11 protein-coding genes and 1 pseudogene are annotated in these 13,294 nt (G+C 69.2%); 3 read left to right on the top strand and 9 right to left on the bottom strand.

Going from position 1 to position 13,294, the window contains the following annotated elements; all coding sequences use genetic code 11:
- Positions 1 to 3: 3 nt before the first annotated feature.
- The 5 genes from ACWKZU_RS06995 to ACWKZU_RS07015 are packed head-to-tail and all read right to left on the bottom strand — an operon-like array spanning position 4 to position 4,270.
- Positions 4 to 885, bottom strand: a complete 882-nt coding sequence (locus ACWKZU_RS06995; protein WP_449281680.1) for a MurR/RpiR family transcriptional regulator — start codon at positions 883 to 885, stop codon at positions 4 to 6.
- Positions 878 to 1,924 (bottom strand): branched-chain amino acid ABC transporter permease, encoded by a 1,047-nt coding sequence (locus tag ACWKZU_RS07000; protein WP_449281681.1) that lies wholly within the window; start codon positions 1,922 to 1,924, stop codon positions 878 to 880. Before ACWKZU_RS07000 ends, ACWKZU_RS06995 begins: the two co-directional genes overlap by 8 nt.
- Positions 1,921 to 2,802 (bottom strand): branched-chain amino acid ABC transporter permease, encoded by an 882-nt coding sequence (locus ACWKZU_RS07005; protein ID WP_449281682.1) that lies wholly within the window; start codon positions 2,800 to 2,802, stop codon positions 1,921 to 1,923. The genes ACWKZU_RS07000 and ACWKZU_RS07005 overlap by 4 nt, the downstream gene beginning before the upstream one ends.
- Positions 2,799 to 3,542, bottom strand: a complete 744-nt coding sequence (locus tag ACWKZU_RS07010; RefSeq protein WP_449281683.1) for an ABC transporter ATP-binding protein — start codon at positions 3,540 to 3,542, stop codon at positions 2,799 to 2,801. The genes ACWKZU_RS07005 and ACWKZU_RS07010 overlap by 4 nt, the downstream gene beginning before the upstream one ends.
- 5 nt (positions 3,543 to 3,547) lie before the next feature.
- Positions 3,548 to 4,270, bottom strand: a complete 723-nt coding sequence (locus ACWKZU_RS07015; RefSeq protein WP_449281684.1) for an ABC transporter ATP-binding protein — start codon at positions 4,268 to 4,270, stop codon at positions 3,548 to 3,550.
- Between the two features lie 265 nt (positions 4,271 to 4,535).
- On the opposite strand from ACWKZU_RS07015, the gene ACWKZU_RS07020 reads away from it, so the two are divergent.
- Positions 4,536 to 5,666, top strand: coding sequence for an amidohydrolase family protein (locus ACWKZU_RS07020; RefSeq protein WP_449281685.1), 1,131 nt, complete (start codon positions 4,536 to 4,538; stop codon positions 5,664 to 5,666).
- Positions 5,667 to 5,718: 52 nt separating this feature from the next.
- On the opposite strand, the gene ACWKZU_RS07025 is transcribed toward ACWKZU_RS07020, so the two are convergent.
- The 4 genes from ACWKZU_RS07025 to mftD form a co-directional block, all read right to left on the bottom strand.
- Complete coding sequence (locus ACWKZU_RS07025; protein WP_449281692.1) at positions 5,719 to 6,975, bottom strand: ABC transporter substrate-binding protein; 1,257 nt, start codon at positions 6,973 to 6,975, stop codon at positions 5,719 to 5,721.
- A 148-nt stretch (positions 6,976 to 7,123) separates the two neighbouring features.
- Positions 7,124 to 8,425, bottom strand: coding sequence for an aspartate aminotransferase family protein (locus ACWKZU_RS07030; RefSeq protein WP_449281686.1), 1,302 nt, complete (start codon positions 8,423 to 8,425; stop codon positions 7,124 to 7,126).
- Positions 8,426 to 8,460: 35 nt separating this feature from the next.
- Entirely contained in the window at positions 8,461 to 9,894 is a 1,434-nt protein-coding gene (locus tag ACWKZU_RS07035; RefSeq protein WP_449281687.1) for a GMC family oxidoreductase, read from the bottom strand.
- A 37-nt stretch (positions 9,895 to 9,931) separates the two neighbouring features.
- Positions 9,932 to 11,116: a pre-mycofactocin synthase MftD gene (gene mftD / locus ACWKZU_RS07040; protein ID WP_449281688.1), complete on the bottom strand. Its 1,185-nt coding sequence runs from the start codon at positions 11,114 to 11,116 to the stop codon at positions 9,932 to 9,934.
- 214 nt (positions 11,117 to 11,330) lie between these two features.
- Here mftD and ACWKZU_RS07045 point away from each other — a divergent pair, with 214 nt between their 5' ends.
- On the top strand, positions 11,331 to 12,830 hold the full coding sequence (locus tag ACWKZU_RS07045) for an aminotransferase class I/II-fold pyridoxal phosphate-dependent enzyme (protein WP_449281689.1): 1,500 nt from the start codon (positions 11,331 to 11,333) through the stop codon (positions 12,828 to 12,830).
- A 217-nt stretch (positions 12,831 to 13,047) separates the two neighbouring features.
- A pseudogene (locus tag ACWKZU_RS07050) lies at positions 13,048 to 13,294 on the top strand (DUF6941 family protein); the annotation flags it as partial.

The following is a 13,294-nucleotide window of genomic DNA, read 5'->3' on the forward strand; positions in this document are numbered from 1 at the left end:
CTGTCATGCGTCGCCGGCGCCGTCGCCGTCGATGCTCTTGTCGTTGAGGAGATCCTCGATGCCGTCGTAGCGGCGCACGCGATCGACCGGATCGGTGCCGAGCGCCTCGACCAGGGACGCGATGAGCGTCTCGACGAGGGCGAATCCCGGGGTGATCGAGTCGAAGGGCGAGGCCGCGACGACGGCGTTCGAGAGGAGGTAGTCGGAGTGCTTGGCCGCCGGCGACAGCCAGGGATCGGTGATGAGCACCGTGGCCGCCTTCTGCGCCTTCGCCTGTCGCATGAACGCGACAGTGGACTCCTGGTAGCGCCGGTAGTCGAAGGCCACCACGACGTCCTTCGCCCCGATGTCGAGCAGCGCGAATGCGCGCTCCTGCTGCGACGTCGGAACGTGCGTGACGCTGGGGCGCAGGTGCCGCAGGTGCATCGAGAGGTACTCCGCGAGCAGCCGGCTGAAACGCCCGCCCGTCGTCCAGACGCGGCGCTTGGTGTTGGTGAGCAGCGCGACGATGGCGTCGAAGTCCTCCATCGCGAGACCGGAGAAGGTCCCGGCGATCCCCTGCTCGATCACGCGCTGCGAATGCTCGACCGCTCCGTTCCTCGTCGCCTCGGATTCCCCGTACATCGTCGCCGGCGACGAGGTGCGGGCCGCGATCTCGCCGTGCAGCAGCTTCTGCATGTCCGGGTAGGAGCCGATCCCGAGTTTCGAGAGCAGCCGCAGCACCGTGGGCGCGCTCACGTTCGCGCGCTCCGCGAGCCGGTTCACCGGCTCGAGGCCCGCGACCGGGTAGTCCGCGAGAAGCGCGCGGGAGACGCGCTTCTCCGCCGGACTCAGCTGCTCGTAGGACTTCTTGAGCACCTCTGCGAGCGTCAGTGTTTCATCCATGTGAGAGATCCTGCTTCCTTCGACGTTGCGGCACACCGAGCTCTCGGATTCCCATGAGTCCTGTCGGAGCCTTGATCAAAGCCAGGATAAGGATCGCGGAGAGGACGAGGTCCGTCACCCCGCCGGGCAGCGCGAATCCCCCGGTGAACTGCCCGTCCTGCAAGCGCCGCAGCAGCTCCTGCAGCACGCTGATCGAGATCGCGCCGATCACCGCGCCGCTCGTGGAGAGGTAGCCGCCGAGCACGATCATGACGATGAATCCGAAGGTGAGCGAGAGGAAGAACGTCTTCGACGAGAAGGTCGTGAGGAAGGCCGCGTAGAGCGCGCCGCCGGCTCCGCTCACGGCGGCGCTGAGCACCCATGCCGTGGCTCGGTGGCGGCCGACGGCGATGCCGGAGGCGAGCGCCGCCTCCGGATCCTCCCTCGAGGCCCGGAGCTGCAGACCGCTGCGACTGTTCTTGTACCAGAGCGCCACGACGATCGCGATGCTCGCGCACACGAACGCCACGAGCGGGGTCGTCAGCTTCGGCAGCCCGATCATCGCCGAGGAACCCCGCGTCACCGCCGTCCACGAGTTGACGACCGTGAAGGTGATGACCAGGAGCGCGAGCGTCGCGATGCCCGACTGCAGACCGCTGAGCCGACCCATCGCCGGGGCGGTGAGCAGCGCGAAGAGCGCCGCGCACACGGCCGAGACGAGCAGCACGACGGGGAAGGGCGCCTCGATCTCCCGGAGGAACACGAGCGGCTCGGGCAGATTCGAGAACATGCTCTGCTTGAGCGCGGGCGGGATCGTCAGGTAGGCCGTGGTGTAGGCCCCGACCGCCATGAACGCGACGTGCCCGAACGACATGATGCCCGAGTTGCCCGAGTAGATCGACATGCCGAGCACGACGACCACGGCGACCAGGCTGCCGACGGCGACCCGCTCGATGATGGGGTCGGTGAAGGCGCCGAGCAGGGCGACGGCCCCCACGATCGCGATGAGCACCGCACCGGTTGCGAGCACCCGGTTGCGGTTTCGGCTGAACAGATTCATGACACACGCACCTTTACGCCGGAGAGCAGGCCCTGGGGCCGGATGACGAGGATTCCGATGACCGCCGCGTACAGGAAGGCATCCCGGAAGGCGATCAGGTCGGTGGGCAGGAACGTCTCGAGCAGCACCGTGGCCATGCCGAGCAGGAGCCCGCCGAGCGCGGCTCCCTTGAGGCTGCGCATGCCGCCGACCACGGCGCCCACGACCCCGATCAGCAGCGGCTGCAGGCCCATCTCGGCACCCACGGCGCCCTGCTTCGCCACCAGCACGATGGCGGAGACCGCGGCGATCGCGCCGGAGATCGCGAAGGCGCTCATGATGACGAACGAACCGCGTACGCCGAGCACCTTGGCCATCTCGAAGTCCTCGGCCGCCGCCCGCAGCTGCACCCCCAGGCTGGTCCGCTGCATCACGACCGCGAGCAGCGCGATCATCGCGGCGCTCAGCACGAGGGTGAGGATCTGGAGCATGCTGATGCGCGCGCCGAAGAGGGAGACCGAGTGCTGCAGGAAGGACTGCGGCGGGACGCCCTGCACCTTGGGGAGCGCGGTCATGCGCGCGATCGCCTGCAGCGCGGAGCTCACGGCGAACGAGGCGATCATGAGCGTCACCGGGTCGGCGTTGCGGAGCGAGCGGAATGCGACGCGTTCGGTGAGCACCGACACGACGACCGCCGCGATGATCGCGAGCGGCCAGCTCACCCACCACGGCGAGTCCTTGAGCATGAGCAGCACGACCGCAGCCGCCATGATGGTCTCGCCGTAGGCGAAGTTCATCAGGCCGAGGATGCCGAAGAGGAGCGCGATACCGAGCGTCAGGAGCGCGTAGAACGTCCCGAGGCCGAGCATGTCGACGATCAGCTGGATCCACATGGTCATTCCCCCCTCTCCGCGGTGTCGCCGAGCGGCGAGAAGCCCAGGTACTCGACGACCTCCGCGTTGGCGGCGAGCTGCCGCGCATCTCCGCTTCCGAGGATCCGGCCGGGCGCCTGGATCACGTAGGAGCGGTCGGACACGGCGATGGAGCGCACCGCGTTCTGCTCGACGAGCAGGATCGTGACCCCCTCCGCGTTCAGCTGCTGCACCACGTCGAAGATGAGGTCGACGATGATCGGGGCGAGCCCGAGCGTGGGCTCGTCGAGCAGCAGGAGGCGGGGGCGGATCATGAGCGCACGGGCGATCGCCAGCTGCTGCTGCTCTCCGCCCGAGAGCAGGCTCGCACCGCGGCTCCAGTACTTCCTGAGGATCGGGAAGCGTTCGAGCTGCGATTCGACGTCGGCGTCGATCTCCTGCCGGTCGCGGCGCGAGACGGCGCCGAGGCGCAGGTTCTCCCCCACGCTGAGCGAGGCGAAGACGCCCCGGTCCTCGGGCACGTAGGCGATACCCGCCGAGATGCGCGGCGCGCCCTTGGCGGTGAGGTCGGCATCCCCGTACCGGATGCTCCCCGAGAGCGGGGCGACGATGCCGGCGATCGATTTCAGGATCGTGGACTTGCCGGCGCCGTTCTGCCCGAGCAGGGAGACGATCTCGCCCTCGCGGACCTCGATGGAGGCGCCCTGCACGGCGACGATGGACTTGCCGTAGCGGACGAACAGGTCCCGTACTTCGAGTGTGGACACGATCATCATCCCTTTCCGAAGTAGATCTCGATGACCTGCGGGTCCTTGCGGATCGTCTCGGGATCCCCCGAGACGACGGTGCGGCCGCTGTCGAGCACGTGCAGGCGATCGCAGGTGCCCATGACCACCGTCATGTCGTGCTCGACGAGCAGGACGCCGAGTCCGCGCTCCCGCGCGAACGAGGCGATGATCCGGATCAGCTCGAGCGCCTCGGTCTCGTTCTGGCCCGCGGCCGGCTCGTCGAGCAGGAGGTACTTCGGTCGGAGTGCGATGGCCCGCGCGATGCCGACGCTGCGCACCTGGCCCGCGGGCACCGCGTCCGCGCGCACCTCCGCGAGCGCTTCGAGGCCCAGTTCCTCGATCGTCTCGACGGCGACGCGCCTCGCCTCGCGGCGCCGCATCCCCGCTCCGAGCGCGGCGGCCTCGATGTTCTCCTCCACGGTCAGCCTGCCGAAGACCTTGACGCTCTGGAAGGTGCGCACGAGGCCGGCGCGGGCGCGGCTGCGCAGCGGCTTCCGCGTCACATCGGCGCCGTCGAGCAGGATCCGACCCTCCGACGGCCGCAGCACCCCGCTCAGCATGTTCAGCGTCGTCGTCTTCCCCGAGCCGTTGGGGCCGATCAGCCCCAGAACCTCTCCCGGTTCGAGCCTCAGGCTGACATCGTCCACGGCTCGTACGCCGTCGAAGTGCATCCCTCCGTGCTCGAGCACGAGCGCCTGCTCGATCATCGGTCACCACCTCGATACGGGCGGTGCGGGCACGATCGCCCGGGTATCCCACACATCATCATGCGGTCTCCATTCCATTGGCGGATCGGGCCGTTCCGATCCGCTCGATGCCACCTAGCAGAGGTAACATGCTCTTGAGTACAGGAAGCAAATGTAACAAGAAGTACATCCTGAGAAGAGAGTACCGTACGTTACATTTACAGCACAACTTCAATTTTTCTATCACTTTGTTCGACCGCGGATCCCTTCCGCCGATTGGAGAGCCATGACCCCGCCCGCACTCCGAGATCGCATCGAGCGACTCCCTCTCATCGACCACCACGTGCACAGCGTGCTGCAGCGGGATCTCGCGGCGCCGCAGTTCGAGCTGCTGCTCACCGAGTCCTCCCTGCCGGCCCCCGAGGGAACGAGCCACCTCGACTCGCAGGTCGGCTTCGCCCTGCGGAGGCACTGCGCTCCGCTTCTCGACCTGCCCAGGCACGCCGACCCCGGGGACTATCTCGAACGACGCGCCCGCCTGGGCCACGAGGAGGTCTCCCGCCGCCTGCTGCGGGCGAGCGGCGTCTCCGCGTCGCTCATCGACACCGGGACGGTCGGCGGCGAGACCGAGCTCGCGTCGAACGAGTCGTTCGCCGGGCTCGCCGCCCACGAGGTGCACGAGATCGTCCGGCTGGAGTCGGCGGCCGAGGATCTCCTGAGCTCGGGGCTCGCCGCCGAGGACTTCCCAGCCGCCTTCCGCCGGGCGCTGGCCGATGCGAGCGTCACCGCCGTCGGGTTCAAGAGCATCATCGCCTATCGCTTCGGATTCGACTTCGAGCCGACGCGGCCGGGCGACGCCGAGACCGTCGCCGCGGTGCGCGGACTCGATTCCGCCGGCCGACGGCGCATCGACGATCCCACCGTGCTGCGCTTCCTGCTGTGGTGCGGCGCCGACACCGGCCTCCCCGTGCAGCTCCACGTGGGATACGGCGACGCCGATCTCGACCTCACGCGGTGCAACCCCGCACTGCTCATGCCCTGGCTGCGACTCCTCCCGGATACCGCGTCGCCCGTCATGCTGCTGCACTGCTACCCGTACCATCGCGAGGCCGGGTATCTGGCGCAGGTCTTCCCGCGCGTCTACTTCGACCTGGGACTCGGCATCAACTACTCCGGCGCGGCCTCCAGCGCCATCATCCGGGCGGGTCTGGAGCTCGCCCCCTTCGGGAAGCTCCTCTACTCGAGCGACGCCTGGGGCGTACCCGAACTGCATCTCATCGGCGCGCGGCTCTGGCGCGACGGCCTGGCGATCGCACTGCAGGAGTTCGTGGACCGGGACGAGTGGAGCCCGGAGGAGGCGATCCGCGTGGCCGGCATGGTGTGCGAGGAGAACGCGCGCAGGGTCTACGCGCTGTAGCGCGTGCGGGCCCCGGGGAAGACTCCCCGGGGCCCGCACGCGCCGCTCGTCGTCAGGATGCGGAGCAGGGGTTGCCGTCGCCCAGATCCGGCACCAGCGCGGCCGTGTGCTGCTCCACGAAGGTCGCCGATCCGCCGGTCACGTTCACGATCGACATCGGGAAGTCGATGATCTTGTGGCAGGTGTCCGAGAAATAGGTCATCTCGCCGATCGGCGTGTCCACCGGTCCGGCCGACTGCAGCGCGTCCCGCAGGCTCGCTCCCGAGCCCGTGTCCGCCCCCGTCAGCGCGTTCTGGATGGCCAGCATCATGTTGTAGCCGAGGAGCGCGTAGGAGCTGGACGGACCCGATCCGCTGCTCTCGGTGAAGTCCGCGACGAAGGCGTCGAGGTCCTCCTGAGTGGCCGCGCCCGAGCAGTACTCGTAGCAGGCGAACGCGGTGTAGTAGACGTCGCTCGCTCCGCCGAGGATGTCGAGCAGTGTCTGCCCGTCGAGCGCGTTGGGGCCGACGAGCGGCACGTCGATGCCGGCCTCGCGGATCTGCTTCATCGCCGTCGCGCCGGCCGGGTTCCAGCTGGCGACGTAGATGAAGTCGGGTGCCTCGGGCAGCGCCTTGATGCTCGAGATCTGCGCGCTCACGTCGATGTTGTCGCCCCCGGGGAAGCTGTCCTTGCCGATGATCGTACCGCCGAGCTCCTCGAAGGCGCCGGCGAAGTACGCGCCCGCCGACTTCGTGTACTCGATGCTCTCGTCCTGCAGCAGGTAGGCGTTCTCCCAGCCCTGATCGAAGGCCCAGGAGGCGCCCGTGGATCCCTCGACGTCGGATCCCGCATTCGCGGTGAAGCTGAAGTCGCCGATCGTCGTCAGGTCGGCCGTCTTCGGGTCGCCTGCGCAGATCGAGATCGCGGGCACCTCTGCGGCCTGCGCCGCGATGAGCGCCGGGGAGCTCAGGTCGAAGTCGCAGGGGGTCACGATCAGGTCGACCCCCTCCTGCAGGAACTCCTGTGCGACGACTCCGACGGTCTCGGGGTCCGAGGCGACGTCCTTCTGGATCACCCGGATCTGCTTGCCGTCGATCCCGCCGTCGGCGTTGATCTGATCCACCGCGAGCTTCGCCGCCGCACCGGGCTCCGCGTCGAAGCCGGCCATGTTGCCGCTCTGCGAGAGCGCGAACCCGATGGTGATCTCGTCGTCGCCCCCGCCGCTCTCTCCGCCGCCGTTCCCGGATGCCGAGCACCCCGCGGTGACGACGAGCAGGAGGGCGGCACCCACCGCTGCGGCCCCTCGCAGGCCTCTCGTTTTCCCGTTCATATTGCTCACTGCCTTTCTATACTTCGTTGAATAGAACCTGTTCGTTGCGCCCGGCCCCCTCCGCAGAGGTCGTTCGGGCACGCCGGATCACCCGGGGGCGCCGCATGGCGCCCCCGGATCCCGGACGTCTCCTCGGAAGCGGCCCCGATCAGACCGCCGCAGCCGCCGCGAAAGCGGTTCGCGCCGCCTCGACGGCGCGGTCGATGTCCTCCTCCGTGGTCGACGCGTTGAGTCGCCGATCACCCGTGGCCGACGTGGTCTCGAGCACCCCCTGCTCCAGCAGGGATGCCTGATACGCCGCGTATCGAGCCGTGTTCACGTCCATGGTGTCGCGGAAGTTCCGCGGCGCCTCCGCTCGGAAGTACACCGCCCACTCCGAGCCGATGCCGGTCACGACGGCCTCGACCCCGGCCTCCTCGATGGCGCTCGCGTATCCCGCGCGCAGCCGCTCACCCAGTGCGTAGATGCGGGAGATCGTGTCCTCGCGCTCCATGACGGCGAGCGTCGCGTTCGCCGCCGCGATCGCGTAGGGGTTGGCGTTGTAGGTGCCGTCGATCGTGGCCTCGCCCTGCGTGTACGCGCCCAGGTGCCCCATGAACTCGTCGCGACCCGCGAGCCCGGCCAGCGAATAGCCGTTGGCGATCGCCTTGCCGAACGCGGTGAGGTCCGGGACGACGCCGTTGACCGACTGGATGCCCCCGAGCGCGGCGCGGAATCCCGTCTTCACCTCGTCGAGCACGAACAGGACGCCGTGCCGCGTGCAGAGTTCGCGCAGCAGCTCCAGGAACCCCGGCTGCGGCGGAACGCATCCGAAGCTGTGCACGTAGCCCTCTGCGAACGCCGCGGCGAGCTCGGAGCCGTGACGCTCGAACGCGGCGCGCAGACCCGGTTCGTCGTTCCACTCGACCACGACGACGTCGCCGGTGACTCCGGGGTGGAGTCCCGCGCTGTTGACCGTGTCGAGCGGAGCGTCGCGCGTGAGGTCGGCCCGCGCCCCGCCCACGGCCACGTGATCGCTCCATCCGTGATAGCTGCCGTGGAACTTGAGCACCTTGACGCGACCGGTGGCGGCTCGCGCGATGTGCGCCGCATGCATCGTGGCGTCGGTTCCCGACGTGCAGAAGACCACCTTCTCCGCCGACGGCATCAGCTCGCACACCTTCTCGGCGAGCTCGATCTCGCCGAGCTGCGGCCCGACGCCGGTCAGGTCGCAGGTGTTCGCGGCCTCGAGCACGGCCTCGTTCACCCGCGTATCGGAGTGCCCCAGGATGATGGGGCCCCACGCGTTCAGGAAGTCGAGATAGCGGTTGCCCTCCTGATCCCAGAGGTAGGCCCCCTTCGACCGCACGAAGACCTGCTTCCACCCGAGCCGGTGCCCGGAGGACGCCCCTCGGGGGATGACCTTCCTGGCGTGCTCCCACTGGCGGGAGGAGGGTGTTTCATTCGACATCGAATTTCCTTTCATTGACCGTCGTCCGTCATGCTCTACACGAGCGATCCGCTGCGATACGCCGCGCTCAGGCGCTCGGCGAGCATCACGACCGGGAGGTGGGTGTTGGCGCTGGGCACCTCGGGCAGAATCGACGCGTCCCAGACCGCCGCTCCCTCGAGTCCGTGCACGTTGCCGAGTTCGTCGACCACTGCGGCAGGATCTTCAGCGCGTCCCATGCGCGCCGTCCCCACCGCGTGGAAGTAGTCCCCGACATAGGCCGACAGCCAGCGATCGAAGAACTCGTCGTCCTGCAGCGCCTCGATCGGGGTGCCCCGCTCGTCGATGAAGGCCTCCTCCACGATCTCCGAGAAGGCGTCGCCCGCGAGCACCTCGGCCACGGCATCGATCGCCTCGCGCATCGCCTGACGGTCGTCCGGGTGCGTCAGCATGCCCTCGTCGACGATCGGAGGCGCGAGCGGACGCTCGGGGTCCAACCGCAGGGATCCCTGCGATCGCGTGCGCATGACCGCGGCCATGAGGAGACCGTGCGCGGGCGGCGTGCTCGAGATGAGCTCGCCGTGCAGCGGCAGGAGGTGCAGGTCGCCCGAGCCGACGGACGAGGAGAGCCGCATCACCGAGCCGATGCAGGGGATGCCCCGGTTCGCCGAGCGGTACTCCGGCGTCATCGAGAAGTATATGGAGGCGGCCGGGTGGTCCTGCAGTCCTCGCCCCAGCCCGTCGCGGTCGACGCCGCTGCGCATGAGGATGCACGGGCTCTCGAAGACTCCGGCGCAGAGGATCACCTGGTCCCCGAGTATCTCCTCTCCGCTCGCGAGGCGCACGCCCCGCACGCGGTTCCCCTCGAGGATCAGCCGGTCGACCTGGCTGTCCGGACGGATCACCAGATTGCCGCGGTCGCGCGCCGGGTCGAGCCACAGCTCGAGCGACGAGCGCCGCCCCTTCCGGTTGGCGGTCCGGTAGAGCCGCGCGCTCCCGTCCTGGGCGGTGTAGGCGTCGACGTCGTCGCTCAGGCCGAGAGCGCTGCCGGAGTGCAGCAGGGCGCGGTCGACGGGCGTCAGCTCATCATCGGTCGAGCGGACCAGCGTCGGCTTGAGCTTCGCGAACCACGGCTGCACCTTGGCCCAGGACCACTCCGCGAGTCCGTAGCGCTCGGCGTAGTCGTCGTAGTCCTGCGGCAGACCGGGAAGCGCGAGCATCGCGTTGGTCGATGCCGATCCGCCGACGCCGCGCCCCCGCTGATAGAGACGGGACTCCCCGCCCTGCACCTTGGTGGCGAAGAGATCGGGGTAGAAGACGTCGCGGTGCGCCAGCGCGTCCATCCAGTTCAGCGACTGCAGTTCGGGATCGTGGCCCCGATCCCCGCCCGCCTCCAGCAGGATGACCGTGCGGTCCGGATCCTCCGTGAGACGGGCGGCGGCCACGCACCCTGCGCTGCCGGCTCCGACGACGATGACGGTTTCAGTCACGAGCGGGTTCCTCCTTCGAATGTTCTCGGATCGGGCGCTACTGCGTCGGGGGGACGAAGAAGTCGCTGTTGAGCACCATGAGGTCGTCGCGGGAGAGCTCGTGGATCGAGCTCTTCCCGATCCCGTACAGGGTCTCCCGGATGCCGTTCCGCAGGATGTCGAGCACCGCGTAGACCCCGGCCTCGCCCGAGACCGCCAGTCCGTAGAGGTAGGCGCGGCCGACGAAGACCGCCTTGGCGCCGAGCGCGAGCGTCTTCACGACGTCGGAGCCCCGGCGCACCCCGCCATCGGCCATGACCTCGATCCGATCGCCGACGGCCTCCACGATGTAGGGGAGGTAGCGCAGCGGGGACGGGCTGCCGTCGATGTTGTTGCCGCCGTGGTTCGACACCGAGATCGCATCGGCGCCGAGGTCGACCGCGAGTTTGGCGTCCCGGACGGTGTTGATGCCCTTCACCATGAAGGGACCGCCCCAGAGCTCGCGGATCCACTTGATATCGGCCCACGTCGGCGCCGGCGTGCGCTCGAACTCGGCCCAGGCGGTGCCGAAGGTCGGGATGTCCTTCTTGTTCTCGCCCCAGAGATTGGGCACCTTCACATCGGGGATGCGTCCCTGCGCCAGGAACGTCGAGAACCAGCGCGGGCGGGCGAGCGCCGACGGGCCGAACGTCAGCATCGTCTTGAGCCCCATGTTCGAGGGCGGCGAGGGCGGCACGCCCCAGTCGCGGCGCGGAGTGTGCGACCAGTCGAGCGTCACGATCAGCCCCTTGGCGCCCTGCTCCTTGGCGTCGAGCACCCGCTTCTCGATGTCGGCTTTGGAGCCGACCCAGTAGAGCTGGAAGAAGACGTCCGGATTCACCTTGAGCAGGTCGGCCAGCGAGTCGGTGGCCCACGAGCTGAGTCCCATCGCGGTGCCCTGCCGGGCGGCGGCCCGCGCCGCCGCGACCTCGCCGCCCGGGTGGATCGCCTGGGCCCCGACCGGCGACACGATGACCGGCAGGTCGATGTCCACGCCCATGATGGAGGTGCCCATGTCGAACGACGTCGGGCGGTCGAAGATCGTCGGCGAGAAGCCGAGTTCGGTGAAGGCACGCTCGTTGTCCTCCGGCGTCAGGCCCTTCTCGTTGCCGGCCTTGACCGCGAGCCACACCGGCTTCGGGAGCCGTCGCTTCGCGAGGCGCTCGGCTTCGGCGAGGTTCTTGAACGGAACTCGTGTGCTCATGTCTTGTCTATCTCCATTGATTCCATATCGCCGCGACGCGGCGCAACCGCAGCGGCTTCGATCGCGACCCCGTTCTAACCAACGTTAGATCAAGGGGCCTGCACACCACTATCTATCATTGGTTAGAAGTTTTCAAGAGAAACATTTTGCTTGAATGCATCTGGAATGTAACAATCATAAAACACAGCGAAATCCCCAACGATGGAGTCCAGCGATGTCGCAGCAGCCGCCCGATCAGACGATGACCCCGTACGCCACGGCGCTCGGCGCCCAGGCGAAGCGCGACACGGTGAACCTCATGGTCCCGGGTCACGGGGCCACGCCGAGCGGGCTCTCCCGGGATCTGAGCCTGTTCTGCGGCGAGCGCGCCCTCGCGATGGACATCCCCCCGCTGATCGACGGGATCGACGTCGGTCCGGACTCGGCGTTCGTGCAGTCCACCCGCCTCGCCGCCGAGGCCTGGGGCGCACGACGCACCTGGTTCCTCGCCAACGGCGCCTCCCAGGCGAACCGGATGGCGGCGCTCGCGCTCGCCGGCCTGCACTCCGGAGACACCGTGCTCGCGCAGCGCAGCGCCCACTCCAGCTTCACCGACGGCGTGCTCCTCGGCGACCTGATCCCCCGGTTCGTCTTCCCCAGCATCGACGCGGAACGCGGGATCAACCACGGCGTCGATCCCCGGGCGCTCGACGAGGCGCTGGCCCTGGCTGCGGCCGACGGCGCCGCGATCGCCGCGGTCTACGTCATCACGCCGAGCTACTTCGGAGCCGTCGCCGACGTCGCCGCCCTCGCCGAGGTCGCGCACCGGCACGGGGCCCCGCTCGTGGTGGACGGCGCGTGGGGATCGCATTTCGGCTTCCACCCCGACCTCCCCGAATCGCCCGCCCGGCTGGGCGCCGACCTCACGGTGTCGAGCACCCACAAGCTCGGCGGCAGTCTCACGCAGTCGGCCATGCTCCACCTCGGCGACGGCCCCTTCGCCGATGCGCTCGAGCCGATGCTCGACCGGGCCTACATGCTGACGCAGTCCACGAGCGCGAGCGCCCTGCTGCTCGGCTCCCTGGACGTGGCGCGGCACGCCCTGGTGCACGGCGGTGCGCTGATCGGCGACACCCTCGCCGCGGTGGAGGAGCTGCGGGACACGATCCGCGACGACGGCCGCTACACGATCATCTCGGACGGATTCCCGGCCTTCCCCGACATCGTGGCGCACGACCCGCTGCGGGTCTCCATCGCCGTCTCGGCCACCGGCCTCAGCGGTCACCGGGTGCGCGACATCCTGGGCGCCGACCACGGGATCTATCTCGAGATCTCGACGGCCCAGGCGGTGGTCGCGTTCATCGGGCCGGGCAAGCGTCCCGATCTCGCCCGGTTCTCACGGGCGCTCTTCGAGATCGCGGATCGCGCGAGCGCGCCGGATCCCGCGGGGCTCGACTTCCCCGCGCTCCCGCAGCCCGGGCGCATGGCCATGCGCCCGCGCGCCGCCTACTTCTCCCGACACGAGATCGTGCGCGCGGCGGATGCCGTGGGCCGCATCTCCGCGGACTCCCTCGCCGCCTACCCGCCCGGGATCCCCAACGTCATTCCGGGCGAGGAGATCACCGCGGAGACCGTCGCCTTCCTCCAGACCGTGGCCGCGTCGCCGATCGGCTACGTCCGCGGATCGCTCGACCCCGCGCTGTCGCTCTTCCGGGTGGTGGCCGAGGGACCCTGATCCCCCTCGCGACACCCGCCCGGGATCCCCGGCCGCCCGGAACCCTCCGCGCGTTCCGCCGGCACCGCCCGCGCATCTCCCCCGTTCCCTGTCCTGCTCCCCGCCCCGCTCCCCGCAGCGGGGATCCGCCCGCCGCGGACGGACCGATCCGGAATCCACCTGGCACCCGTTCAGGCCGGCGTGGGAGAGTGGAGTCGACGGACCCGAGGAGGCACGGATGAGAGTGGCGGCAGCGTTCCTGGCGGACGCGGCGAACGTGCGCGAGGGCACGCTCGGCGTGCTGTCGGGGTTCATCAACACCATCAACCGCGAGGAGTACCCGGCGCCGCTGGGCGCCACGCTCGTGGTGGTGGTCGAGTACGACGAGAACGAGGCGCGGCGCGGGGATCCCGAGCGCACCTTCCGCGCGCGCTGCGAGCCCGCGGTCGGCGGCGGCGAGATCTTCAGCCTCGAGGGCACCTTCA

It is taken from the genome of Leucobacter sp., from assembly GCF_053528595.1.

Coding starts and splice junctions, on each gene's coding strand:
- ACWKZU_RS06995 (WP_449281680.1), bottom strand. CDS start 885: ATGGATGAAACACTGACGCTCGCAGAGGTGCTCAAGAAGTCCTACGAG.
- ACWKZU_RS07000 (WP_449281681.1), bottom strand. CDS start 1,924: ATGAATCTGTTCAGCCGAAACCGCAACCGGGTGCTCGCAACCGGTGCG.
- ACWKZU_RS07005 (WP_449281682.1), bottom strand. CDS start 2,802: ATGACCATGTGGATCCAGCTGATCGTCGACATGCTCGGCCTCGGGACG.
- ACWKZU_RS07015 (WP_449281684.1), bottom strand. CDS start 4,270: ATGATCGAGCAGGCGCTCGTGCTCGAGCACGGAGGGATGCACTTCGAC.
- ACWKZU_RS07020 (WP_449281685.1), top strand. CDS start 4,536: ATGACCCCGCCCGCACTCCGAGATCGCATCGAGCGACTCCCTCTCATC.
- ACWKZU_RS07025 (WP_449281692.1), bottom strand. CDS start 6,975: ATGAACGGGAAAACGAGAGGCCTGCGAGGGGCCGCAGCGGTGGGTGCC.
- ACWKZU_RS07030 (WP_449281686.1), bottom strand. CDS start 8,425: ATGTCGAATGAAACACCCTCCTCCCGCCAGTGGGAGCACGCCAGGAAG.
- mftD (WP_449281688.1), bottom strand. CDS start 11,116: ATGAGCACACGAGTTCCGTTCAAGAACCTCGCCGAAGCCGAGCGCCTC.
- ACWKZU_RS07045 (WP_449281689.1), top strand. CDS start 11,331: ATGTCGCAGCAGCCGCCCGATCAGACGATGACCCCGTACGCCACGGCG.